The organism is Staphylococcus sp. Z5-21 (genome assembly GCF_056529615.1).
This window is the reverse complement of sequence record NZ_CP096462.1, coordinates 893,887-917,571: the sequence shown is the minus strand read 5'-3', so window position 1 is coordinate 917,571 and position 23,685 is coordinate 893,887. Positions and strand designations below refer to the sequence as shown.

The following is a 23,685-nucleotide window of genomic DNA, read 5'->3' as shown; positions in this document are numbered from 1 at the left end:
AGATAAACAAGGGGTTACATTACATGAAACTTTATTATTTAGGACCAAAGGGCACATTTTCTTATTTAGCTGCGACACAATATAAATCAGAATCAGAAATTGAATTTGTTCCAAAATCTAATTTATACGAAGTCGTCGCATCTGTTTCAGAAGATAGTCAAAGTATTGCTGTTGTGCCTATAGAAAATTCAATAGAAGGTACGATTAATATCGTAGCCGACGCATTAACACAACAGAATATATATACACAAGGTGAACTTCATTTAGATATACAATTTGCTTTATATGGTTCAGAAAACGCAACCGTAAATGATATTTCAACAGTATACTCAATTGGGCCTGCTATTAGTCAAACCAGCCAATATATACAAGCGCATGGATTTGATATTGCTTATGTAGACAGTACAATTAAAAGTTTAGATAAAATTTCACAAAATGTTGGTGCAATCGCACCTTTAGGTAGCGGTGAAGCTTATGGCTATACATCAATTGCACAAAACATTGAAGATTATCCACATAACGTCACTCGTTTCCTAGTCGTCAGTAATCAACCAAAACACATCGAACAAGCAACCGACACGATGTTATTAATTACACCGAAATTTGATAAACCGGGTCTATTAGCCAGTATATTAAATACGTTTGTATTATTTAATATTAACTTGTCTTGGATTGAATCTCGTCCATTAAAAACGCAATTAGGTATGTATCACTTTTTCGTTCAAGCAGACACACCTATTTCCGAAGACCTTTCAAAAGTGATAAAGATACTTAATACTTTAGACTTTCAAGTCACGATTATAGGTACCTTTAATAAACTCAATTAATTCTTGCTAGTAACTGTCCCATACAACTGTTTAGATGTTTTCATAGCAAAACTTCATCTTGTTATCATGTTGAATATGAAAAGAAGCGTTTGTAACAAAGTTTTGTTACAAACGCTTCTTTTATTTCAATGGCAATGGTTGTGTAACATCTATACCTAAAACAGGTGGCACTAAGAAGTATACAACCAACACGATTACGACAATACTTAATAAATTCACCCAAAAACCAACCGATGCCATTTTTTTGATACTGATTTTGCCAGTGCCAAATACAATGGCATTCGGAGGCGTTCCTACTGGTAACATATATGCACAATTTGCTGCCATAGCAGCAGGAACCATGAGTAACAATGGGTGCACATTAACTGCGACAGATAATGTGGCTAAGATCGGTAATATCATTGTAGCTGTAACTGTATTGGATGTGATTTCAGTTAAGAATAAGACAAAAATTGTAATTACAAGCACAATAACCAATGGGCTGACACCTTCAATTAACTTTAATTGTTCTCCTAGCCAATTCGCTAAACCACTTTCTGAGATACCTTTTGCTAGTGCTAAACCGCCACCAAACAAAATTAATACTCCCCATGGTAAATCCTTAGCTACTTCCCAGTCTATAATACGTTTATGCTTTTCTTTATTTTTAGCAGGAATTAAGAATAATAAGACAGATATAAACATGGCAATCGTCCCATCAGCAACTTCTGAAGTGAATGTCCAATGCTTTAATAAAAATTCTCGTGTTATCCATAAAAAACTAGCAAGTAAAAATACAATCAATACTACTTTCTCTTCATATTTCATTTTTCCAAGTTCACTTAATTTTTTTCTAATTAAATCTTGCCCACCTGGCAATGTTTTCATATCATGTTTAAACGCAATGTAACGAATATATATCCAAACTAAAAACAGTAAGACGATGACTGTTGGTACACCAATAATCATCCATTTTGCAAAGCTAATTTCTTCACCAAAAGCTGATTGATATTGCCCCTTTAATATAATTAATGGTGGTGTTCCAATTAATGTACCTAAACCACCAATCGTACCTGCATAACCTATCGCTAAGACTAATGCTTGCTCAAATTTAGAAATACTTTCAGGTTTTGTATCTCCGTTTTTCAATTCATTTGCTTCTTTAATAATTGCTAAACCAATAGGTATCATAATCATAACCGCTGCAGTGTTCGAAACAAACATGGATAAAAAACCGGTTGCTATCATAAAGCCTAATAATATGCTTCCTGTACTCGTACCTAATGTATTAATGATTCGGAGCGCTACCCGAGTATGTAGATTCCACCTTTCCATTGCAATAGCTAGAATAAAGCCCCCTAAAAATAAGAAAATAATGTCATTACCATATTGAGCAGATACTTCTTCTGGATTGAGCACATGACCAACTGGAAGTAATATCAAAGGTAATAAACTTGTAGCAGCAATTGGAATCGCTTCGGTAATCCACCAAGTGGCAATCCATAATGTGATAGCTAAGACAAATACACCTTTATCAGATAAATTGTCAGGTTGAAATAACAACAATGTTAGTACAAAGAGCAAAGGACCTAAAATTAACCCTACTAATTGACCAACATTATAAGATTTATTCTCTTTTTTATTTGAGAAAAACATCAAATACTGCGACCTTCTCATATCCCCTTTATTTAAATTATTCATCAAGCTCCCCCTTTAAATTATTATCAGAATATTCACAATAATTTATTAGAGTATAACATAATATATTTCAAATTGGTTTATAATTTTAAATCGTTTACATCACCATTATTTATTATTCAATTTACAAATGATAATCAATCTATATTTACTTTTTTGAATCTGATATCGGCTTCGTTAGATATGTAAAGATGTTTGATATCCTTTAAATACACGCTTTGTGACTCATGATCAAATTCATTTTTTGCTATAACGATATTTTCATGTTTGATATTATTATAACTTTGAATACGTATAGCTTCTTTACGCATTTCTCCTATAAATTGATTTTGGAAAATATTTAAATTGTTTCCTGCTTGTGTCCCCCTTTCATTACCTTTCATATCTTTCGCATTTTTCCCATCTTTTACAGCTAAAAAGCGTATACCGCCCTCACAATTTTTAAAAACATTATGGTGAATATACGTATTTTTATTTTTCAATGGTGTGAGTGCATATTGTTTCATATTTTCAAAAACATTATAGCGAATATGAATATTGTCATAGTATTTATGATAACGGCTTGCATGAGAACCAATTGCTCGGTTCCAAGGTTGCATACCGGGTGTTTCTGAATTACCAAAATAGCAATTTTCTATTATGACATTCTTCGTAATTGTCCCATCAGTTGCACCAAATTTTGGAAAAGCACCTGAAACTTGTATATCTAACTGCACCGCTTCAGAAAAAAATCTTGTGCCATCCGGATCATTGAAACCTAAGAACTTGCATTGATTGATGTACAAACCGTTCACTCCACATGCATCCAAACAATGTCCTCCAACCACATCTTTAAAAGTAACATCTACAATTTGAACGTCACATGCATGTCCCATGCACATCGTCGTATTATTATAAGGGTAGTCGTACCCATTCATATCAAACGTGCCACCTGCTATATGAATATAACTATTTCCGTTATAACCATAATACGATTTAAAACGACGTCCGTTTTTCAATAATGTATCTTTACCGCATCTTTTTAAAATTGCTTTATCATCTAAAAGTAATGTTGTTGCCTCATATATCACAAGCGGCTTGCGAATATGATATTCTCCTTGAGGCACATATATCGTTGTTCCTTTATTTTTCTTTGCATAATTAAGTGCTTTTTGCATTGCACGTGTATCTGCCCATTTGTGTTCCCCTTTTAAACCAAATTGTTTTGCATTAATAATCATAGGCCAGTTCCTTTCATCGTTATTACTTAATAATTAACATAAATATGTTTTTTAAACGCGTTTACTATATCTTTAATGATTTATCATCTTAGTATATAATTACTATTATATTTAATATTGGGAGTGTAACCATAATATGAAAAAAAGTGCGTTAATTGTAGTAGACTATTCAAATGATTTTGTAGCTGAAAATGGAAAATTAACTTGTGGACTTCCAGGTCAACAAATTGAAAGCTACATAGTGGAAAGAATCGAAGTTTATAACAAAAAGCAATCTGATATCTTTTTTATGATGGATTTGCATTATGAAGAAAATAAATATCATCCTGAAAGTAAGTTGTTTCCACCACATAATATCATCGGTACATTTGGTCGTGAACTTTATGGTAAAGTAAATGATATTTATCAAAATATTTTATTTAACGATCATATCCACTATTTAGATAAAACACGTTATGATTCATTTTGCGGTACACCTTTAGACTTAATGTTGCGTGAGCGAAATATTAATCATTTAGAAATCGTTGGCGTTTGTACGGATATTTGTGTACTCCATACTGCAATCAGCGCATACAACTTAGGATATGGTATTTCCATTTCACATAGAGGTGTCGCTTCCTTTAATCCTTCAGGTCACGAGTGGGCATTAGATCATTTTAAAAATTCACTAGGTGCTGAAGTAGAATAACAATGCGAAATCATGCTAGAATAACATTAACTACTTAAAATAAGGAGAATTTAGATATGGCAAAAACTTATATTTTCGGACATAAAAATCCAGATACAGATGCAATTTCATCTGCTATTATCATGGCAGATTTTGAACAACAAACAGGTAATGCTGAGGCTACTGCATACCGTTTAGGCGAAGTAGGCCCTGAAACACAATATGCTTTAGATCATTTTAATGTAACTGCACCAGAGTTACTAAATGATGATTTAGCCGATCAAAATGTCATTTTAGTTGACCATAATGAATTCCAACAAAGTGCTGATTCAATTGCTGATGCAGCTGTTCAACACGTTGTCGATCATCACAGAATAGCTAACTTTGAAACTGCAGCACCTTTATATTACCGTGCTGAACCAGTTGGCTGTACTGCAACAATTTTATACAAAATGTATAAAGAACGTGGATTTGAAATCAAACCTGAAATTGCTGGTTTAATGATATCTGCAATTATTTCAGATAGTCTATTATTCAAATCACCTACTTGTACTGAGCAAGATGTACAAGCTGCAGAAGCATTAAAATCAATTGCTAATGTTGATTTAGAATCATATGGCTTAGAAATGTTAAAAGCTGGTGCTTCTACAAAAGATAAATCTGTTTCTGATATTTTATCTATGGACGCAAAATCATTTAATATGGGAGATTTTGTTACACGTATTGGTCAAGTAAATACAGTAGATATTGATGAAGTATTTGCACGCCAAGAAGAATTAGAAAAAGAAATGCTTGAAGTAAGCGCCAATGAAAAATATGATTTATTTGTATTAGTTGTTACTGACATTATTAATAGTGATTCTAAAATTCTTGTTGTTGGCGCCGAAAAAGATAAAGTCGGCGTTGCCTTCAATGTAACACTTGATAATAATACTGCCTTCTTACCAGGTGTCGTTTCACGTAAAAAACAAGTTGTACCACAAATTACAGAAGCATTAACGAAGTAATACATCTTTATTAACACAACACTTCGTACAATTTATTCAACATATTAAGTTTTTACAATTCATTATACTGGGACATAGTTGATATGTTCCAGTTTTTTATCAATATAAGTATATTGGACACCCATTCGTACTAGGAGGAATACATTTGAATTCAATAGAACAAACTTTCCATAATAGTAAACAATATTTTAATACACATGCGACCAAGGATCTTAAATTCAGAAAAAAACAACTAAAGCTCCTAAGCAAAAGTATTAAAAATCATGAAGATGCATTATTAAATGCTTTTCAAGAAGATTTAGGTAAAAACAAAGTAGAAGCCTATGCAACAGAAATCGGCTTTACTTTAAAAAATATCAAAACGGCTCGTAAAGAATTAAAAAACTGGGCTAAAAAGAAACAGGTTAATACACCGCTTTATATGTTTCCTACCAAAAGTTATATTGTTAAAGAACCATATGGCACAGTACTAATTATTGGGCCATTTAACTATCCATTCCAATTGCTTATTGAACCGCTTATAGGTGCTATAGCTGCAGGCAATACTGTAATCATTAAACCTTCGGAATTCACGCCACATGTGTCAGCAGTTGTAAAAAATATTATTGAAGATGTGTTCGAGCCTGAATACATCAGTATTTGCCAAGGTGACGCCGATACTACACAGTCACTGATTCATTTACCCTTCGATTATATCTTTTTCACCGGAAGCGAACGCGTTGGAAGAATTGTTTATCAAGCAGCAAGTACCAATTTAACACCTGTCACTTTAGAATTAGGTGGCAAATCACCTGTCATCGTAGACGAAACCGCTAATATCAAAGTCGCTAGTGAACGCATCAGTTTTGGTAAATTCACTAATGCTGGCCAAACATGTGTCGCTCCAGATTATGTTCTTGTAAACCGTAAAGTCAAAGAAGACTTGATTAAAGCTTTAAAAAATACAATAACAGAATTTTATGGTAAAGAAATACAAGCAAGTCCTGACTTTGGACGTATCGTAAATCAAACGCATTTTGACCGTTTAAACGATTTATTAGGTGTACACAAATCGGAAATTGTTTTTGGTGGCCATTCTGATTCAGCTGAAAACTATATCGGACCTACTTTATTAGATGGTATTACATTTAATGATAAAATTATGGAAGGTGAAATTTTCGGTCCTATACTACCAATTATTACTTATGACGATTTTGATGAAGCGATTGATTTAATTCATACGAAACCTAAGCCACTCAGCCTTTACCTATTCAGTGAAGATGAAAACGCAACAGAACGTGTTCTAAATGAAATTTCTTTTGGTGGCGGTGCTATCAACGATACATTGATGCAATTAGCAAATCCAAACTTACCATTCGGTGGTGTTGGTGCTTCCGGTATTGGTCAATATCACGGCAAATTTAGTTTTGACACATTCAGTCATGATAAATCTTATATATTTAAATCAACTCGATTAGAGTCAAGCCTACTCTTTCCACCTTACAAAGGAAAATTTAAGTATATTAAAACATTTTTCAATAAATAATAAACACCTTTTTATAGGCTTGGGCTATAAACTGTAGCTAATGAGAGTGGAACAGAAATCTTTATTTTATAATTTCTGTTCCACTCTCATTTATGTTATATAGTCACTACTTAAGTATTGGCCTGGATGTTCTTAAGCATATTATTTTCTATTTCATGATTACTCTCCTATTTTATGTCATCGACGATTTTAAACAAACGATCCCCTTTTATCTTCTATGGTTAAGATGCTACAAATGATATAATTGAAAAGTCGTCGTTCTACTTCTGTGCTGATTTTAGCATGGAAGGAGGTGACATCATGTTCAGTACACTATTTGTAACGTTTATAGCACCTATCGTAGTAGGTATTATTGTCACATTATTTTCTTATTGGCTGAATAATCGTGACTGACGACTGACGACGGCAGTGCCAATACACCAAAAAGAGCCCGATAGCTATTCGTAGTAGCTACCGGGCTCGGTGTTTATCATGTTAGTACACTATTTGTTAACTGCATTATAACACCATTCATAATAAAAATGCAAAGTATATTATCTTAGAAACTGTACACAAACACCTTCTGGTGCCGTTTCTTGATTATCAACGATTTCTATGTTTCCAGTAACTTTATCACGTTTAAAAACGGTCAGAGCATAATCGCCTTCTTGGTGTGCACAAACTAAATAATCATCAGATTCAGTTATATTGAAGTCACGTGGAAATTCTCCACCACTTTTAACGATGTCTACTAATGAAATTGTTGCACCCTCGTCTCCTACTTTAAATATAGCAAGACTATCATGACCGCGATTACTTATATATAAGAAATTTTGATCATGCGATATTCTCACTGCTGCCAATTTAGTATCACCATCAAAGTTTTCTGGAATTGTTAAATGTCTTTCGATTTCAGTAAAATGACCATTCTCATATTTTAAAGTACTTACGATATTTGATAACTCATGTACAACGTAAGCATATTTTCCATTTTCATGGAACGTAATATGTCTTGGGCCATCTCCAGGCTCAAAATCTATAGTATCGTATACTTTTAAACCGTCATCTCCATATTCGTACGTAATCACTTTATCTGTACCTAGATCCATTGCCACAACATATTTTTCATCTGGTGTTGTGTTGAGATAATGGACATGTGGTTGCTCTTGTCTTTCAGAAGGACCAGTTGGATAATCATGCGCTAATTCTTGTATTAGACGAACAATTTCTCCTGTTTCTGGATTTGCTTCATAAATTCTTGCTAAACCAGCACCATAAATTGCTTCGAATATATATTTTCCATCCGGTGATGCAGATACATAGCAACCATTTCCAGCAGTTGACGCTAGACATTTGTTAATCAGACTTAATGTACCATCTGACTCTATTTTCAAACTAGCAATACCACAATCATCGCCTTCTTTAGTTACAGCATATAAAAAATGATTATGTTGATTTACATATGTTGATGCTTCTAGTTCATAGCCTGTTTTAACTTCCGTTATCTTGCCATTTTCTTCATCTAGTTGGAAACGGTAAACCCCTTTACCTTCTTTTTTTGTATATGTTCCAATATAACCTATTGTCGTCATGTAAACCCCTCCATATTATTATACTCATATTTTAATAAAGATTTTGGGCAAAAGACAATATAATGATTTAACCACTTGAAAAATAGAACGTATGTTCGTATAATGGATATATACTGATTGGAGTGATAATAAGTGAATGACTACAAGAATCAAGAAACAGATTATAGAAAAATACCTAGAGAACAGTTGAATCCCAATATACCGCAAGGCCGTGGCATGGTCAAATGGGCGCCCTTTGCTACTTTACCTGAACAATTCGAAAGTATTCAACAATATTTAATAGATCAAAATAAAATTGATCGTCCAATACTGTCAGATGACCAGCTAAACGAACTTAATTTACAACTCCATCAAGCCTTACATTCAGATACTTTTGTACATATTGAATATTATAAAGACGGATGGCTAGAAAATATAACTGTTAAAATTAAAAATATAGATATGACGCAAATGTTTTTAGAAGGATACCTTTTAAAAACTTCAAACACAATCAAATTGTCCCTTTTTGATATTACAAAAATCACGATAGATAACTAGTTAGCCAACCATATTTAAGCATAGGCAAGTATTCTATAGGGCATACAAGCGATATGAATAGCATAAAAAAACTGTCGATAATATTATCGACAGTTCAATGTAAAAAACCTATTCATTTTCAATCAATTAATTATTAGATTCGATATCTGAAATAATTTCTTTTGTTTTGCTTTCGATATCTTCAAAGTCTTTTTTGAAAATATAAGCAAATACAACTGCACCAATGCCTGCTGCTAATGATACAGTTAGGATTGTACCGAGTACAAATTTAAATAAACCTTTAATAAAATTCCACATTCTGTTTCACCTCAATAAATTATTAACATCACTATTATTAATGATAGCATATTTGATTACATCAATAAATATATACCCACTTTTCATTAATTTAAATCAACATATGAAAGTCGTAATTTTATGATATTATTGTATTAATGCTTCAACAAAACATAAAAAAATTGTTATCTACCAAAGGTTCTTACTACTTTAATATTCAGATAAACATGCGTATTACGTTTATAAGCATTTAAACATAATCATGAACATGAAAAAATTCAAACTTGTTTTGCTTTTAATATATATAGATTCATAAACATTCCAGTGATTATGCTTAATTGATAGAAATTTGCGCTATCACTATCATTGAAGGTGGTTTAACCAAAAAAGAGTGAGCTGAATATATCAGGCTCACTCCCATCGTAATTTGATTTATCTCCACCAAGTCGATACTGCATCTTTAATAGCATCATAATAGTTAGCCATTAACAATCACCTCATTAAAAGTATAATTCCTTAATCAGTCATCGTTGTTATTCTTAATGATAAGGTCTAGTACCCTGTAATGCAATTAACACTACGTTACATTAAAGTTACAATTTTGTAAGACTACACTTTAAACATAGGAGATTTTGAAATGCAAAAAGTAAAATCAGATATTTTAACGCATCGTGGTTCACATTTCGACCTAGGTGTACAAACTGCACAATGGATGCAACATACACCACTATTAAAAAATAGAGAACAAGAATGGAAAAAACGTATGCCACGCTTTGATATTCACATCAAAGAGACTTATGATATTTTTCAAACTTACGCACCTCAAATCTGGGAAGAAATCAGAGGTATGCAGGAAGTGCTTAATTTACCTACACGTCAAATGATTTTAAATTTTGCCCATTACCGCTTTACACCTTTGAAAAATAGCGGTTGCACTGTCTATTTAGGTAACGATTATATGGTACGTAATTATGATTATCACCCTGCCACATATGATGGTCGCTATTTATTGTTTCAACCCAATGATGGTGGTTTAGCTCAAATTGGGCCAACATCTCGTATCACGGGTAGAATGGATGGCATGAATGAGGCTGGATTAGCAATGGGGTATAATTTTATGCATCGTAAACATCCCGGTGACGGCTTTGTATGCTACATGATTGGCAGACTTGTATTACAGTACTGTAAAGATGTTCCTGAAGCTATTAAATTATTAAAAGAAATACCTCATAGAAGTTCATTTAGCTACATTGTTATGGATAAATATTTAAACCACGCAATCATTGAAGTTACACCACGTTCCATCGATGTGCGTTATGATCATACTTGTACAAATCACTTTAAATTATTAACGCATGAAAATAGAAATTATACAAAAGAATCAACAGAGCGTTTAGATAGGTTAATTAAACAAACACCTGCTCAATTAGGGAAAATGGATGCTTTCAAACTTTTTAATAACCCTGAATTTGAAATTTACAGTAAATTATTTAAAAGTTGGTCTGGCACGATACACACAAGTATGTATGAACCTCAATCGCTAACCGCTCATATTACTTTAGGTGAGAATAAGGCACCTGTGGAAATTGACTTTCAACAATGGTTGAATGGTGAATCTTTGAACATAAACGAACTCACAGGTCAAATTGATACCGAATTAACCTTTGCAACATATTAATATCAAAAGGAAAAAAAGAGTGGGATTAAGAAATCTTGCATACTTTGATTTCTATCCCACTCGCTCATTTAATTTATATAAATATCCCCATTTAATGTATAGAATTCCAATACATGATTACCAGCGCCTACTCTATCATTTGCAAAAGTTTTGTTATTAACGTTGGCTTTCCCTTTTTCTGGGTTTAATTTCAGCAAAGTATTATCCGGTGCTTGATTGTACGACATCTTTATATCCCCATGTTGTGTTGACGCTTTAAAAGCAGAGTCAATATCCATATCACTTAAATTGATATTACCCTGTTTCGCAGATAGTACCGAATCTTTAATTAGAGATTGCTTTCCGATAATACTGGCATTTTTAGTTTTTATATCTGCATTCAAGATCTCACTGCTATTAAAGTGAACTGTGGATTTTATACCTCTGTATATTAATTTTTTAATTGATGAATTCTTGATGAAAACACGTGCTGCACCAGTTTCAGGCATTGATAAATTAGCACTTTCGATATCTAAGTTCTGTATATTCACTTCATTAACTCTATTAGAAACATACAAATCATCCATTTTTTCACTTGGCATTGTGATATTAATTTCAGCATGTATCTGCCTAAACGGATTAAAATTCAAACCGTACTTATCTACTTTTTCATTGGTTTCATGAACACTTAACTCATTACCTTCTTGATTGATATCTACCTTATTTTGCCCCTTGTAACGCACTGTAAATTTGTCACCTTTTGTGATATTAACTTTAGTTGATATCCCTTTTATATTTAAAGAGTCGATCGATTTATCAGTAATGTTTTTATCTATGGTATTAATTTTATTATTTTGTTTTTCAAAGCCAAACCACGTTATACATCCTAGAAGAAAACAGACAATGAACAAACTCAAACCACTCAAAAATAATTTCTTCATTCTTCTGCACTTCCTTTAATCGTTCTAATATTCCAGCGTAAATATTTTAATATTAATCGATACACCAGTTCAGCCAACTTCGCAATAATTACAAATAAGACAATACCTAAACCACTAAATGCAAATGCAAATAAATAATTACTAATAGCCAAACTAAACATACTGTTCAGTAATCCATGTATGATTAAGAGTAACGGACTTATAGCTAAAACCATTGCAGCACATAACAATATAAACATAAATCCACCGACAAATATCATTGGAATCAGTATAATCACTAAGGATAAAATGCCCATACCTAACGAAGCCATGATTGCTCTTAAAATTGTCCTAGCATTGGTCCGGTATTCAGCAGATACAATTGCACTTCTAGCATTTATTTCTTTACCTATTTTTTTTGGTGGTTCTAAAGCCCCAATAATTTGATATTCATTTTTACCTTCACTTTCTTGCTCAAAAAAATATTGTTCATATTCATACATCACTTTATCTCGCTCAGCCCTAGGTAAATTATCGAGCTCTTGTTCAAGTTCATTTAAAAAAGTGATTTTATCCAAAATATCTACCACCATTCAAATTCTAAAGTCTATTTCTTAAATTATGTAAAATTAAAGAATAGTAATTATCCAATAAAATCACCATTCTTTAATTATTATTTTGAGTAAACTTCAATCTTTTTTATTTTATCATGTTTGTATATAATAGATAACTTTATATGATTATCTTTATCATAATATATCATTAAACGATAGGCATCGCGTAATTTCTTTTGTTTATAGCTACTTCCTAAATGATGTACAATATCTTGAATATTCCCTTCAATTTTCCCACCAAAGTTTGTATAAACATCAGTGTTTTTAATTAATGTCATACCCTTTATTTTTGAATTACCTTTATTCACTTTAAATACTAAATTAGGTTGATTATGTTTAGTGTATAAATTGTGTTTTTTTAAAAGAATTTCGTCATCTTCTATAAATTTATCTTTGTCTATTTTTGCATTTAATTGCATGTCATCAATGGTAATACGAGATAAATCTGTAGTATGTTCATTTTTTATGTAACTTACAATGAGTAATGTAGCTATTCCCATTAACATAAAAACACTCCATACTAGCCATTTATTTATTTTATGAAAATTCACTTTCCTTCAACTCCATTTACTTAATCAATATAGCATACACAATAGTCTCTTTCATCTTAAAAGAATGTCGTAAAATGCATAACTTTTCAAAGTATTTAAAATTTTCTTTCATATAAAATAATTGATATAATAATATCTAATAAGCTAAAGGGGGAAATATTATGACAAGTTTAGAAACATATTTCAAAAACAGTCAACCACTTGATCAATATATCGAGGTCATGACTGAAAACAAAGAGAATGTCTTATCTATTTACAATTCTTTCTCTTTACCATTAAATGATGATCGTATTGAAAAAATTAAATCATTAAATTATTCAAAAGTGTTAGTTATCACGGAAGATTGGTGTGGCGATGCCATGATGAATGTACCTATCTTAAAACATATTAGTGAAGCTTTAAATTTAGAAGTTCGCGTTTTCCATCGTGATGAGAACACTGATTTAATTGATCAGTATTTAACAAATGGTACTGCACGTTCAATACCTATTTTTGTATTCCTTAATGATAATTTTGAACAAGAAACGGTTTGGGGTCCCCGTGCTAGACAAGTTCAACATTTTGTTGAAGATACACGTTCAGATGTCCCTTCAAAAGATGATCCTACCTTTGAAGATAAGTCTGCAGAAGCACATAAAATTATGACGAATCGTTATAAAACAGATTCTCAACTTTGGAAATATGTATATGACTCCATTTTAGATAAATTAATCATTAAATAGTAAAAAGACGTATGAATGATGCTGAGACTAACCGCAAATTCATACGTCTTTTATATATTGACTTACTTATCGGTTATTATTTTAAATATCTTTCTTAGAAACATAGAAAATATTTACAATAAATAAAATTACAATTGAAGCTGAAGTAATAAACCATTGCCAATTTGTGAATGTATAGTCCCCAGAAGTTGTTTTTGAAGTTAAATAACTAAAAGGTATATACTTTAATGAATCTTGAATATTATCACCAATTTTAGGAATCATTGGTAAAAATGGTTCTGCGAAAGGAACAATTAATACTAAAAATATGCCTAGTGTAAAAATAAGTGCTGTCTTAGGCACAATAAGTGAAAATAAGTAAAGTAATAAACCAAAGAATAAATGGAACATTAAGAAGAACCATAGTAATTCAAAAGCTTTACTAGTAGTAATGTTCTTCCCATCAACTACACCTTGCACAATATGTACAAATCCCACAAGAACTGCTGTAATCAGTATCGCAATAAGTATGATAGAAATTACTTTAGCTATTACATAACCAATACGGCTTGATGTTTTATTCATATAAAGCTGAATTGTACCTTGTGAAATATCACGCGTAATTGTTTTTATTACAAATAGTAAGCCCATAATTGAAAAGAACCAACTACCGATAGAGAGTAATGTATTACCATTCATTTCATCTGATTGTTGAACAAATAATATTGTAAAACCAATCAATGGTAAAATTGTTAAAAGTAATGCTAAGTAAGTTAATGGACTTTTAAAAATACTATACATATCATATTTTACGAGTTGTAAACTATTCATTATTGGCCACCTTTCTGATTAATATTGAAGTAAGTATCACGTAACGAACTCTTACGCGTCTCAATAAATTTAGGGAAAACAGATTCACTTGCTAAACCTTTTAGTACTTCTTTATAGCTGCGTTGTGCATTGATAATCACTTCGCCACTATCTTCTTGGGTTTGTACTACATTATATTGCTCTTTTAAGAAGGCTAATCCAGCTTCAAAATCCTCATTTTCAAATATTATGACTGTAGAATCAGATGCTGTGCCCTCTTTCATATTTACATCTTGCACGAACTTACCATCACGTAAAAATACGGCTCTATCACAAATCAATTCAATATCTTCAAGTTTATGACTAGAAATTAAAATTTTCATATCTAAGTCTTTAACAAGCGATTGTATTGTTTTAAGCACATCAATTGAACCATCCGGATCCATACCATTTGTTGGTTCATCTAAAATTAAATACTTTGGTTTATTCATTAATGAAACTGCTATGGCCAATTTTTGTTTCATACCCATAGAGTATTTTTTAACTTTCTTTTTAACATAGGGTCTCATACCAAATGCATCGATAATTTGATCTGCATATTTTTTATCAAAACCATTACCAAGGACATTAGCAAAAAGTTTTAAATTAAATAAACCTGTTTTATTATCATACAATTTAGGATGTTCAATTAAGTAACCAACATTTTGCTTATTACCTAATTTGACGTCTCCTTTATAATTGATAATATTTCCATTCATGACTTTCATTAAGGTTGTCTTTCCGACACCATTTTTACCAATCAAACCAACAATCTGACTTTGACCAAAATCAAAATCAATATGGTCAAGCACATTATTATTTCCATATGTTTTTGTTATATTCTTTAATTGCATAAATGCGCCTCCTTTTAAAGTTAATTTACTTTTTTATACTGTATAAAATAATTAGCTATAAGAAAAATGATACTTAAGCCTAAAAAGCCATAATTAAAAACTGGCTCAAAATAATCAAGTGCAGTTAACTTAATTTTGAATATGAGTAATACTGCTAATGTTATAAGCACTGCAACAATTGGAATAATGAGTAACATCACAAGCAAATACATTAAATAAGAAATATTTTCAGATTTTTGTTCGGAATATTTTTTAAATGCGATAGGTATAGCAAAGAAATTAATTGCGATATATGAATAAGGTAAAGTAACATCAATACTAATGCCACTAGCAGCAAAATTTGAATTAGGAATATGTAAAAAGTGATAATATTCCAGCCCCAATCAGTGTAAATAAAATTAAGGTTACATAGTTTGCATTAAGCATATCCTTTTTGGATACTGGCAAACTACCAAAAAAATCATACGCATTTGAGTGGCCTAACTTACTATTCAGTCGAAATACATGTCCTGAATCAAGGACAGAAACAAATAGTAAAATCATAGCAACTAAAGAATAAAGTATTCTTGTAAGCAATGAATGATTTTCGATTATTAATTGTAATGGAGATATTAATAATAATACGGCATAAATAACGATAGTCCATTTACGTAGTTTAATATTTCTAATTAGTAAATTCTTCATCGAATGGCCTCCCCACTATATAATTCCATCACTATACTGTTTATGTTTTCGTTGCCCTTTTTCGAGGTAAACCATTAGTTCTTCGATGGTTGGATTCGTTATTGCCACATCACTACCAAATAGTTCTTTAAACACATTAGCATGTGTCGTAAGTGCTGTAAAACCCGTATGATTATATTCAATGTAATGCGTTAAATCAATCAATTCATTATCTAGTTGATTTGGGTCGCCTTTAACAATTTGATATTGATTTAGAATATCATCTAAAAAGTGGTTCAAAATGATTTCTCCATCCTTGATATAAACCAGATAATCAGCAATTTTCTCCAAATCTGAAATGATATGTGTAGAAATAAAAACGGATTTTTTTCATCAATTAATTCTTCTTGAATGACATCTAACACTTCATTTCTAACAATTGGATCGAGACCAGAGGTTGGTTCATCAAGTATAAATAGCTCTGCATGATGACTAAATGCTATTGCATAAAAAGGCGCAATATAAGACTCAATTTTTTTAACATTCCACTTATCATTTAAATATAATTCTGAATAAATAAAACCAATTTTATTTTTTATTTCAACTGCATGACGATCCATTCTTTTATCAAATAAGCGAATTTCACCTTCATCTGGTTCTATAAGATCCATAATTAATCTAATGATTGTCGTTTTACCAACGCCATTAGCTCCAATAAATCCAGTAACAAATCCTTGAGAAACTCGAAAAGAAACGTCCTTTAGTTTGAATTCTTTATACTGATAATTGACAGCATTCAATTCTATCGCGTTCATTCTTCGCCCTCCTCAAAAATCAGCTCAACGATTTCTTGTAATTCAGATAAAGACATGCCTATTGTCTTAGCTTCTTTACTCATTGATTTAGCTAATGACTCAATAACAATAAATTGTTTTTCTTTTAAAATCGAATTATCTTGTTCCTTAACATAGGTACCTTTTCCTCTAACAGTATAAACAAAGCCGTCTTTTTCTAAATCTTCGTATGCACGCTTTGTTGTTATCACGCTAACACTTAAATCATGTGCTAATTCTCTCATAGACGGTAAATGCTCACCTGGTGCAACATAGCCCTTTAAAATGTTTTCTTTAATTTGTTGCTTAATTTGTTCATAAATAGGTCGTTCACTACTATTTTTTAAAAGTATTTTCATGGACGTCCTCCCCCTACAACTGTATATACACAATATATACACGTTTGTAAAGTGTTAATTTATAATTAATTGCATACACTTTATTATTTTACTTGATAATGCAATTCGTCATTAGTCATTTTGCGTTTTAAAATAAAAAAATATAGCTAGTGCTTTGCTAAATTCGACTCAGCTCCACACTAACTATAGTTTTATTGACTCTATTTTCGATTTTGATTTCTCTTCTTACGTCTATTATTGCTTCTATTAATAAAAGCACAAATCATAAACATAATTGCAGCAATAAGTAATTTAATTCCAGAATCTTCTTGTCCTGTTGCCTGTAAATAATAACCAACGATGAACAAGACGATTGCAATAATTACTAATATCTTTGTTAAATGTTTCATCTCTTCACCTCAAACAATGTTATTGTATCAAATTTTACCAATAATTACTAAAAACCTATAATTGAGAACTTATATTTTTTTAATCATAAGTTATGTTAACTGTAAAATAAATTGATTGCAGTATTTCGTTCTGGATGATAAACTTGTAAATGTATCCACGGATTATATTACACAACCCCAAGTCTGGGCCAACAGACTTGGGGTTTTTTGTGTAAGGCCACCTATTTGTCATTCCATTTATTTTCTAACCAAACACGAAAAACAACAAGTAAGCTACCTGTTAATAAAGTTGTAATTATTTCTTGCCACCACGAGATCATATTACACCTCCCACAGAAAAAAGTACCATGTAGGAATTCGATGGCCTATCCACATTCTAACACAAAACAGAACGTGTGTTCGTATAAATGTATAGATTTTTTAAATTTTAATTTAATATAGCCACTAAGCTTTAATTTTAAGCTATTTCAAGATAATATAAAGGTATCATTGAAAAAGTAAAAGAGAGGTTGACCCACATATGAATCCTTTAGCTTTAGATTTAAATGAACAATTATCTAAATCAAACCCTGAAATTGCAGATATGTTATCTGACCTAGGAAAATTAATGTATTATCCAAAAGGCATTTTATCTCAATCTGCTGAAGCAAAATCTACTCAATATAATGCCACAATTGGTATGGCAACATATAAGCATAGCAAGATGTATGCTGACACGCTTAATGACGTTTTTACAAACTTAGAACCAGATGAAATCTTTCCATATGCCCCACCACAAGGTATAGAATCACTACGCGATTTATGGCAGCAGAAAATGCTAAAAGAAAATCCTGATTTAAATGCAACTGATATGACAAGACCAATACTTACAAATGCGTTAACACATGGTTTATCACTCGTTGCAGATATGTTTATTGATAGTGGCGATACGATTTTATTACCAACGCACAATTGGGGAAATTATAAATTAGTTTATAGTACGAGACATAGTGCGGATATCGAAACTTATGATATTTTTGATGAGTTAGGACACTTTACGACAGAAAACTTAATTGCAACTTTAGAAAATTATACAAAAGATAAAGTGATGTTAATTTTAAATTATCCAAATAACCCAACAGGCTATACACCTACAAAAGATGAAGTAAAAACAATTGTTGAAACAATTCAAGCATTAGCTAAACGTGGTACCAATGTAATTGCTTTAGTAGATGATGCTTATTACGGCTTATTCTATGAAGATGTTTATACACAATCATTATTTACTGCACTAACAAACTTGCATTTAGATAATTTATTACCTATCAGATTAGATGGTGCAACGAAAGAGTTCTTCGCTTGGGGATTACGTGTAGGTTTTATGAGCTTTGGTGTATCCAATGAAACAACAAAACAAGTCCTAGAAGCAAAAGTTAAAGGACTAATCAGAAGTAATATATCTAGCGGACCTATGCCTTCACAAAGTGGAGTGAAATATGTATTAGAGCATCCTGAAACTTTCGACAAAGAGATTCAAGAAAATATTGATACGCTACAAGCGAGATATGAAGTTACAAAAGCAGTGGTTTATGACCCACAATATGCATCCTACTGGAAAGCTTACGACTTTAATTCTGGTTATTTCATGGCTTTAAAAGTTTATGATGTAGATCCTGAACAATTACGACTTCATCTTATCAATAACTATTCTATCGGTATCATCGCACTTAACGATACTGATATTAGAATTGCATTTAGTTGTGTTGAAAAAGATGATATTCCACATGTATTTGATTCTATTGCAAAAGCTATTGCTGAGTTACAAAAATAATATAGTTAAAAAAATGGAGCATGTCACATCAGACACGCTCCATTTTTTTATTGTTGTTGTTTAAGTACACGCGACATTTCTTCTATTTTTCCAGCGTGTAACGGAATATGAATCGCATTGAGAACTAATAATTCATTTAATGTACTACAACCAGCTATTGTTTCAGTAAGCTCTTGTTCTAATTGTTCATCTGTAAGTTTGCGAGCACGTTCAGGTAATGTTCTAATGTGTTTAAATATTTCATCAATTGTAGGTACGTCACTATCTCCCCATTTTTCAGGTGAAGAACCATATCCAAATAAATTTGTATACTTAGCAATATCAACTTCATTTTGTTCACATAATGACAATACACTTTCAAAAATCGTTAGCACATGCCCATATTGCCAGTGAATTGTATTAGGAAAAGCGTCAATTTTATCGTCTAATACCTGTTCATTACTCCAATTATCGTAACCTGATAACAGATAATTCACTCCTGAATCAAGAACCTCATACACTGTTGGTTTTGTCATAATTTAGCTCCTTTTCTTATAAAATATTAGAAACTTATCACACTTGTATAAGAACCGTTACTAATTATACCTACTTACTTTACCCAAATCGTTAAAAAATTATTCATATAACAAATGTAATCCCTTATCTTATATATTGAAATTTTATTTTCTTAATATGAACGATACGACTCATTGACACTTAATATTTGTTATATAACCAAATTTCTATACATATTTTTAATATTTGATGGAAAATAGTTAAGGTGCTAAACTATTTTTAATTTCAAAAATTCAAAAATAAAGTGAGGAATCATTAATGTATCATTTCAGAACTGTGGCTATGCGTGACTTGAATACTATTTTACAAATTGAGAATAAGGGTTTTTCATCTGAAGCCGCTTCAAAAGAAGCACTTATTAATAGAATTAATGTTATCAAAGATACATTTATCGTAGCAGAATATGATGGTGAAATCGCTGGCTATGTCAATGGTCCTGTTATTAATCAAGCTTTTATCACTGATGATTTATTTGATGAAACTACAAAGAACCCTCCCCATGGCGGCTATATCGCTATTTTAGGGCTGGTTGTAGGTGAAAGTTATAGAAACCAAGGTCTTGCAGGAAAATTATTGGATCATTTAGAACATCTTGCAATAGAACATGAACGTCAAGGTATAACATTAACTTGCAAAGCTTCTTTGATTTCTTTTTACGAACAATATGGCTATATAAATTATGGCGTTTCTGAATCAAAACATGGCGGCATACAATAGTTTAATTTGGTTAAAAATTTGGATTAATTGTAGTGTCTACTTTTAATATATAGGTTAATGATTTCGTGTATCATTTATTAAATAATTTAAGTTTTCACTTATCATGTTTAAAAAATGCTCAATGTTTTCAAAATCTTTAGTATCATATGTTTCTAGTTTTTCTAAATAAGTGTTATAAACGTTACTATCTAATGCCTGATGATATTGAAATACTTTTTCGCCTTTATCAGTTAATTCGATACTGACTTCTCTAGAACTATGTGTACTTTTATTTTTAACAACTAAGCCTTTTTGAACAAGCCTTGTTATTTTTTGTGAAGCCGCGCTTTTAGTTCTATTCATTTGTTTAGCAATTTCAGATATATTCATTACCTTATTGACACCAATCAGATTAATCATATGTGCTTCGACCATATACAATTCATCATCTGTACCATATTTTCTCGGTATATTTTCATATTGATTTAATAAGTGTGCGGTTTCATAAAGTTGGTCAATCGCTTTTAAAAAAGTTGTTTTTCTAGTCATTACGTCGCTCCTAATAATCATTTGGGTTTATTTTAACATATGAAACAATCACATCATAAATCATTATTCAAACTAAAAACGCTTCCCAAAAGTGTAAAACTTATGGAAAGCATAAATAAAATAATACATTAAATTTTTAAAGTTAAATGATAGTTATCAATAAACATACAAAGGTTATTTAAAAATGGATGAGTTTTACATTATTTCTACTTTTATTGATATTATATGACTAACATTTATATATCTGCCACTATCTTTTAAATAAAAATAACGATGTTTTCTAATTGCTTTTTCAAATCGTTCCAAAGCTAATCTTTCATCGATTTCTAAAACATTTTCTACATACTCGCGAAATACATTCCCATCATTCGTTTCTATTATAAAAACAAAAATTTCATTCATCTATATTCACCCTATGTAATCATTATATATATAATTATCTAACTAATTACTTTTCAATGCAACACAGACACATGCACGACATCATTTTAATTGATATTGATTTAGTATTATTGAAATACATGGACAATTATATCACAAGGATTAACCGAAAATAATCAACGTCCGTTTCAAATAACAATTAGGAAACTAAAAAGACGCTTTCCAAAGGGTTGAGTGCCCTAATGGAAAACGTCTCTAATGAATTATTTTAAATTTTTATGTCAATATGATGTTATTCATGACTTTTAAATGCCTTCAAATCAGTGTTTGAATGCTATTTTACATCATACCTGGCATGCCACCCATACCTGCTTGTGCATCATTGTTACTTTCTTCTGGAATATTAGCAACAACTGCTTCTGTAGTAAGGAACATAGCTGCCACACTTGCAGCATGTTGAAGTGATGAACGTGTCACTTTCGTTGGATCTACGATACCTGCTTCTAACATATTCACCCATTCATTTGTCGCAGCATTAAAACCAATACCTATATCAGCATTCTTTAGTCGTTCAACAATAATTGAACCTTCTAGTCCAGCATTTTCAGCAATTTGACGAACTGGTGCTTCTAAAGCTTTTAAGACAATATTAATACCAGTAGCAATGTCGCCTTCTGCTTCAATTTTAGCTACTTTTTCATAAATATTCATAAATGCAGTACCACCACCAGCTACAATACCTTCTTCAACTGCAGCTCTAGTAGAGTTTAATGCATCTTCAATACGTAATTTACGTTCTTTTAATTCTGTTTCACTTGCTGCACCAACTTTAATTACTGCAACGCCACCAGCTAATTTAGCTAAGCGCTCTTGTAATTTTTCTTTGTCAAATTCAGAATCAGTTTCTTCAATTTGAGCTTTAATTTGGCTCACACGTGCATCGATACTGTTTTGATCTCCATCACCGTCAACAACTGTTGTGTTGTCTTTCGTAATTTCAGCTTTATTTGCAGTACCTAACATATCCATAGTCGCTTCTTTTAATTCTAAACCTAAGTCATCCGTAATTACTTGTGCACCTGTTAAGATAGCTAAATCTTCTAACATTGCTTTACGACGATCGCCAAATCCTGGTGCTTTCACTGCAACAGCAGTAAATGTGCCACGCATACGGTTAAGCACGATATTAGTTAATGCATCGCCTTCAACGTCATCAGCAACAATTAAGATAGGACGATTTGATTGTACGACTTGTTCTAATAACGGTAAGATGTCTTGGAATGATGAAATCTTTTTATCAGTAATTAAAATATATGGTCTTTCAAGATCAGCGACCATTTTATCTGAGTCAGTCACCATATATGGTGATTGATAACCTCGGTCAAATTGCATACCTTCTACTACTTCTAATTCTGTATTAAAACCACTAGACTCTTCAATAGTGATGACACCATCGTTACCTACTTTTTCCATTGCTTCAGAAATGTATTTACCAATTTCTTCATCTGCAGCTGAAATAGAACCAACTTGTGCAATTTCATTTTTATTATCTACATTTTGTGAAATTTCATGTAATGCCTCAATTGCTACTTCTACAGCTTTATCAATACCTTGTCTTAAACCAACAGGATTTGCACCACTTGTTACGTTTTTCAAACCTTCTTGAATCATAGCTTGTGCTAGCACTGTTGCTGTTGTCGTACCGTCACCAGCAATTTCATTTGTTTTATTTGCTACTTCTTGAACTAGTTTCGCACCCATATTTTCATAAGGATCTTCTAATTCAATTTCTTTAGCAATTGTAACACCATCATTAGTGATGAGTGGTGATGTATATTCTTTATCTAATACAACATTACGCCCCTTAGGACCGATTGTAACTTTAACGGCATTTGCTAATTTATCTACACCTCTTAGCATTGATTGACGTGCATCTTCAGAGAATTTTAAATCTTTCGCCATATTTTATATACCTCCATGTTGTTTCTATGATAATT

28 protein-coding genes and 1 pseudogene are annotated in these 23,685 nt (G+C 31.5%); 10 read left to right on the top strand and 19 right to left on the bottom strand.

Annotated features, from left to right (window positions below; genetic code table 11):
- Window positions 1–23: 23 nt before the first annotated feature.
- Window positions 24–827, top strand: coding sequence for a prephenate dehydratase (locus M1D64_RS04460; RefSeq protein WP_002482814.1), 804 nt, complete (start codon window positions 24–26; stop codon window positions 825–827).
- Window positions 828–947: 120 nt separating this feature from the next.
- On the opposite strand, the gene M1D64_RS04455 is transcribed toward M1D64_RS04460, so the two are convergent.
- On the bottom strand, window positions 948–2,507 hold the full coding sequence (locus M1D64_RS04455; protein WP_480977556.1) for an SLC13 family permease: 1,560 nt from the start codon (window positions 2,505–2,507) through the stop codon (window positions 948–950).
- 134 nt (window positions 2,508–2,641) lie between these two features.
- Window positions 2,642–3,724 carry a glycosyl hydrolase family 28-related protein gene (locus M1D64_RS04450; RefSeq protein WP_075340058.1) on the bottom strand — a complete coding sequence of 361 codons (1,083 nt, stop codon included), beginning with the start codon at window positions 3,722–3,724 and terminating at the stop codon, window positions 2,642–2,644.
- Between the two features lie 136 nt (window positions 3,725–3,860).
- Here M1D64_RS04450 and M1D64_RS04445 point away from each other — a divergent pair, with 136 nt between their 5' ends.
- The 4 genes from M1D64_RS04445 (at window position 3,861) to M1D64_RS04430 (ending at window position 7,316) form a co-directional block, all read left to right on the top strand.
- Window positions 3,861–4,412, top strand: a complete 552-nt coding sequence (locus M1D64_RS04445) for a cysteine hydrolase family protein (protein ID WP_011302752.1) — start codon at window positions 3,861–3,863, stop codon at window positions 4,410–4,412.
- A 56-nt stretch (window positions 4,413–4,468) separates the two neighbouring features.
- Window positions 4,469–5,398 carry a manganese-dependent inorganic pyrophosphatase gene (locus tag M1D64_RS04440; RefSeq protein ID WP_011302751.1) on the top strand — a complete coding sequence of 310 codons (930 nt, stop codon included), beginning with the start codon at window positions 4,469–4,471 and terminating at the stop codon, window positions 5,396–5,398.
- Window positions 5,399–5,543: 145 nt separating this feature from the next.
- Window positions 5,544–6,923: an aldehyde dehydrogenase gene (locus M1D64_RS04435; RefSeq protein ID WP_129320911.1), complete on the top strand. Its 1,380-nt coding sequence runs from the start codon at window positions 5,544–5,546 to the stop codon at window positions 6,921–6,923.
- A 300-nt stretch (window positions 6,924–7,223) separates the two neighbouring features.
- On the top strand, window positions 7,224–7,316 hold the full coding sequence (locus tag M1D64_RS04430; RefSeq protein WP_129320912.1) for a type I toxin-antitoxin system Fst family toxin: 93 nt from the start codon (window positions 7,224–7,226) through the stop codon (window positions 7,314–7,316).
- A gap of 140 nt (window positions 7,317–7,456) precedes the next feature.
- Here the strand turns inward: M1D64_RS04430 and pglS are convergent, their stop codons facing one another.
- The gene (gene pglS / locus M1D64_RS04425; RefSeq protein ID WP_129320913.1) at window positions 7,457–8,494 is read right to left on the bottom strand and encodes a 6-phosphogluconolactonase; all 1,038 of its coding nucleotides are present in this window, start codon (window positions 8,492–8,494) and stop codon (window positions 7,457–7,459) included.
- A 132-nt stretch (window positions 8,495–8,626) separates the two neighbouring features.
- Between pglS and M1D64_RS04420 the strand changes: the two genes are divergently transcribed.
- A complete protein-coding gene (locus M1D64_RS04420) occupies window positions 8,627–9,031 on the top strand; it encodes a YolD-like family protein (RefSeq protein WP_002482807.1) in 405 nt (134 codons plus the stop codon).
- Between the two features lie 126 nt (window positions 9,032–9,157).
- On the opposite strand, the gene M1D64_RS04415 is transcribed toward M1D64_RS04420, so the two are convergent.
- Complete coding sequence (locus M1D64_RS04415) at window positions 9,158–9,328, bottom strand: hypothetical protein (protein WP_206237105.1); 171 nt, start codon at window positions 9,326–9,328, stop codon at window positions 9,158–9,160.
- Between the two features lie 616 nt (window positions 9,329–9,944).
- Between M1D64_RS04415 and M1D64_RS04410 the strand changes: the two genes are divergently transcribed.
- The gene (locus M1D64_RS04410) at window positions 9,945–10,985 is read left to right on the top strand and encodes a C45 family autoproteolytic acyltransferase/hydrolase (RefSeq protein ID WP_129320914.1); all 1,041 of its coding nucleotides are present in this window, start codon (window positions 9,945–9,947) and stop codon (window positions 10,983–10,985) included.
- A 68-nt stretch (window positions 10,986–11,053) separates the two neighbouring features.
- On the opposite strand, the gene M1D64_RS04405 is transcribed toward M1D64_RS04410, so the two are convergent.
- The 3 genes from M1D64_RS04405 to M1D64_RS04395 form a co-directional block, all read right to left on the bottom strand.
- Window positions 11,054–11,905, bottom strand: a complete 852-nt coding sequence (locus M1D64_RS04405) for a DUF4097 family beta strand repeat-containing protein (RefSeq protein WP_002482804.1) — start codon at window positions 11,903–11,905, stop codon at window positions 11,054–11,056.
- Window positions 11,902–12,462 (bottom strand): HAAS signaling domain-containing protein, encoded by a 561-nt coding sequence (locus tag M1D64_RS04400; protein ID WP_164972255.1) that lies wholly within the window; start codon window positions 12,460–12,462, stop codon window positions 11,902–11,904. Before M1D64_RS04400 ends, M1D64_RS04405 begins: the two co-directional genes overlap by 4 nt.
- Window positions 12,463–12,557: 95 nt before the next feature.
- Window positions 12,558–13,004 (bottom strand): hypothetical protein, encoded by a 447-nt coding sequence (locus tag M1D64_RS04395; RefSeq protein ID WP_241091755.1) that lies wholly within the window; start codon window positions 13,002–13,004, stop codon window positions 12,558–12,560.
- 206 nt (window positions 13,005–13,210) lie between these two features.
- On the opposite strand from M1D64_RS04395, the gene M1D64_RS04390 reads away from it, so the two are divergent.
- Entirely contained in the window at window positions 13,211–13,771 is a 561-nt protein-coding gene (locus M1D64_RS04390) for a thioredoxin family protein (protein WP_002482801.1), read from the top strand.
- An 81-nt stretch (window positions 13,772–13,852) separates the two neighbouring features.
- Here the strand turns inward: M1D64_RS04390 and pmtD are convergent, their stop codons facing one another.
- The 8 genes and pseudogenes from pmtD to M1D64_RS04350 all read right to left on the bottom strand — a co-directional run bounded on the left by pmtD (window position 13,853) and on the right by M1D64_RS04350 (window position 18,014).
- The gene (gene pmtD, locus M1D64_RS04385) at window positions 13,853–14,581 is read right to left on the bottom strand and encodes a phenol-soluble modulin export ABC transporter permease subunit PmtD (RefSeq protein ID WP_002482800.1); all 729 of its coding nucleotides are present in this window, start codon (window positions 14,579–14,581) and stop codon (window positions 13,853–13,855) included.
- The gene (gene pmtC, locus M1D64_RS04380; RefSeq protein ID WP_037538096.1) at window positions 14,581–15,453 is read right to left on the bottom strand and encodes a phenol-soluble modulin export ABC transporter ATP-binding protein PmtC; all 873 of its coding nucleotides are present in this window, start codon (window positions 15,451–15,453) and stop codon (window positions 14,581–14,583) included. The genes pmtD and pmtC overlap by 1 nt, the downstream gene beginning before the upstream one ends.
- Window positions 15,454–15,473: 20 nt before the next feature.
- A complete protein-coding gene (gene pmtB / locus M1D64_RS04375) occupies window positions 15,474–15,836 on the bottom strand; it encodes a phenol-soluble modulin export ABC transporter permease subunit PmtB (RefSeq protein WP_245339633.1) in 363 nt (120 codons plus the stop codon).
- Window positions 15,799–16,137: a phenol-soluble modulin export ABC transporter permease subunit PmtB gene (gene pmtB, locus M1D64_RS04370; RefSeq protein ID WP_228161153.1), complete on the bottom strand. Its 339-nt coding sequence runs from the start codon at window positions 16,135–16,137 to the stop codon at window positions 15,799–15,801. The genes pmtB (M1D64_RS04375) and pmtB (M1D64_RS04370) overlap by 38 nt, the downstream gene beginning before the upstream one ends.
- 15 nt (window positions 16,138–16,152) lie before the next feature.
- Window positions 16,153–16,931 (bottom strand): annotated as a pseudogene (locus M1D64_RS04365) (ATP-binding cassette domain-containing protein).
- Complete coding sequence (pmtR, locus tag M1D64_RS04360; protein WP_002482796.1) at window positions 16,928–17,308, bottom strand: PSM export ABC transporter transcriptional regulator PmtR; 381 nt, start codon at window positions 17,306–17,308, stop codon at window positions 16,928–16,930. The pseudogene M1D64_RS04365 and the gene pmtR overlap by 4 nt, the downstream one beginning before the upstream one ends.
- A 200-nt stretch (window positions 17,309–17,508) precedes the next feature.
- Window positions 17,509–17,697, bottom strand: a complete 189-nt coding sequence (locus M1D64_RS04355) for an SE1626 family protein (protein WP_270908728.1) — start codon at window positions 17,695–17,697, stop codon at window positions 17,509–17,511.
- 221 nt (window positions 17,698–17,918) lie between these two features.
- On the bottom strand, window positions 17,919–18,014 hold the full coding sequence (locus tag M1D64_RS04350; protein ID WP_100217374.1) for a Trp-rich small protein: 96 nt from the start codon (window positions 18,012–18,014) through the stop codon (window positions 17,919–17,921).
- A gap of 203 nt (window positions 18,015–18,217) precedes the next feature.
- Here M1D64_RS04350 and M1D64_RS04345 point away from each other — a divergent pair, with 203 nt between their 5' ends.
- On the top strand, window positions 18,218–19,507 hold the full coding sequence (locus M1D64_RS04345; RefSeq protein WP_270908729.1) for an aminotransferase class I/II-fold pyridoxal phosphate-dependent enzyme: 1,290 nt from the start codon (window positions 18,218–18,220) through the stop codon (window positions 19,505–19,507).
- Window positions 19,508–19,554: 47 nt separating this feature from the next.
- Here the strand turns inward: M1D64_RS04345 and M1D64_RS04340 are convergent, their stop codons facing one another.
- Entirely contained in the window at window positions 19,555–20,022 is a 468-nt protein-coding gene (locus M1D64_RS04340; protein ID WP_002482793.1) for a bacillithiol transferase BstA, read from the bottom strand.
- Between the two features lie 298 nt (window positions 20,023–20,320).
- Here M1D64_RS04340 and M1D64_RS04335 point away from each other — a divergent pair, with 298 nt between their 5' ends.
- On the top strand, window positions 20,321–20,779 hold the full coding sequence (locus M1D64_RS04335; protein WP_041079944.1) for a GNAT family N-acetyltransferase: 459 nt from the start codon (window positions 20,321–20,323) through the stop codon (window positions 20,777–20,779).
- A gap of 54 nt (window positions 20,780–20,833) precedes the next feature.
- On the opposite strand, the gene M1D64_RS04330 is transcribed toward M1D64_RS04335, so the two are convergent.
- From M1D64_RS04330 to groL, 3 genes are all read right to left on the bottom strand, one after another.
- Window positions 20,834–21,307: a MarR family winged helix-turn-helix transcriptional regulator gene (locus M1D64_RS04330; RefSeq protein ID WP_041079942.1), complete on the bottom strand. Its 474-nt coding sequence runs from the start codon at window positions 21,305–21,307 to the stop codon at window positions 20,834–20,836.
- Between the two features lie 195 nt (window positions 21,308–21,502).
- Window positions 21,503–21,709, bottom strand: a complete 207-nt coding sequence (locus M1D64_RS04325) for a hypothetical protein (RefSeq protein WP_011302733.1) — start codon at window positions 21,707–21,709, stop codon at window positions 21,503–21,505.
- A 318-nt stretch (window positions 21,710–22,027) separates the two neighbouring features.
- Window positions 22,028–23,650 (bottom strand): chaperonin GroEL, encoded by a 1,623-nt coding sequence (gene groL / locus M1D64_RS04320; protein ID WP_002482790.1) that lies wholly within the window; start codon window positions 23,648–23,650, stop codon window positions 22,028–22,030.
- Window positions 23,651–23,685: the final 35 nt, after the last annotated feature.

Bases quoted from the DNA above. Each gene is read 5' to 3' on its own strand.
- M1D64_RS04460 (WP_002482814.1), top strand. From the start codon at position 24: ATGAAACTTTATTATTTAGGACCAAAGGGCACATTTTCTTATTTAGCT.
- M1D64_RS04455 (WP_480977556.1), bottom strand. From the start codon at position 2,507: ATGAATAATTTAAATAAAGGGGATATGAGAAGGTCGCAGTATTTGATG.
- M1D64_RS04450 (WP_075340058.1), bottom strand. From the start codon at position 3,724: ATGATTATTAATGCAAAACAATTTGGTTTAAAAGGGGAACACAAATGG.
- M1D64_RS04445 (WP_011302752.1), top strand. From the start codon at position 3,861: ATGAAAAAAAGTGCGTTAATTGTAGTAGACTATTCAAATGATTTTGTA.
- M1D64_RS04440 (WP_011302751.1), top strand. From the start codon at position 4,469: ATGGCAAAAACTTATATTTTCGGACATAAAAATCCAGATACAGATGCA.
- M1D64_RS04430 (WP_129320912.1), top strand. From the start codon at position 7,224: ATGTTCAGTACACTATTTGTAACGTTTATAGCACCTATCGTAGTAGGT.
- pglS (WP_129320913.1), bottom strand. From the start codon at position 8,494: ATGACGACAATAGGTTATATTGGAACATATACAAAAAAAGAAGGTAAA.
- M1D64_RS04415 (WP_206237105.1), bottom strand. From the start codon at position 9,328: ATGTGGAATTTTATTAAAGGTTTATTTAAATTTGTACTCGGTACAATC.
- M1D64_RS04410 (WP_129320914.1), top strand. From the start codon at position 9,945: ATGCAAAAAGTAAAATCAGATATTTTAACGCATCGTGGTTCACATTTC.
- M1D64_RS04405 (WP_002482804.1), bottom strand. From the start codon at position 11,905: ATGAAGAAATTATTTTTGAGTGGTTTGAGTTTGTTCATTGTCTGTTTT.
- M1D64_RS04395 (WP_241091755.1), bottom strand. From the start codon at position 13,004: ATGTTAATGGGAATAGCTACATTACTCATTGTAAGTTACATAAAAAAT.
- M1D64_RS04390 (WP_002482801.1), top strand. From the start codon at position 13,211: ATGACAAGTTTAGAAACATATTTCAAAAACAGTCAACCACTTGATCAA.
- pmtD (WP_002482800.1), bottom strand. From the start codon at position 14,581: ATGAATAGTTTACAACTCGTAAAATATGATATGTATAGTATTTTTAAA.
- pmtC (WP_037538096.1), bottom strand. From the start codon at position 15,453: ATGCAATTAAAGAATATAACAAAAACATATGGAAATAATAATGTGCTT.
- pmtB (WP_228161153.1), bottom strand. From the start codon at position 16,137: ATGAAGAATTTACTAATTAGAAATATTAAACTACGTAAATGGACTATC.
- pmtR (WP_002482796.1), bottom strand. From the start codon at position 17,308: ATGAAAATACTTTTAAAAAATAGTAGTGAACGACCTATTTATGAACAA.
- M1D64_RS04355 (WP_270908728.1), bottom strand. From the start codon at position 17,697: ATGAAACATTTAACAAAGATATTAGTAATTATTGCAATCGTCTTGTTC.
- M1D64_RS04345 (WP_270908729.1), top strand. From the start codon at position 18,218: ATGAATCCTTTAGCTTTAGATTTAAATGAACAATTATCTAAATCAAAC.
- M1D64_RS04340 (WP_002482793.1), bottom strand. From the start codon at position 20,022: ATGACAAAACCAACAGTGTATGAGGTTCTTGATTCAGGAGTGAATTAT.
- M1D64_RS04335 (WP_041079944.1), top strand. From the start codon at position 20,321: ATGTATCATTTCAGAACTGTGGCTATGCGTGACTTGAATACTATTTTA.
- M1D64_RS04330 (WP_041079942.1), bottom strand. From the start codon at position 21,307: ATGACTAGAAAAACAACTTTTTTAAAAGCGATTGACCAACTTTATGAA.
- M1D64_RS04325 (WP_011302733.1), bottom strand. From the start codon at position 21,709: ATGAATGAAATTTTTGTTTTTATAATAGAAACGAATGATGGGAATGTA.
- groL (WP_002482790.1), bottom strand. From the start codon at position 23,650: ATGGCGAAAGATTTAAAATTCTCTGAAGATGCACGTCAATCAATGCTA.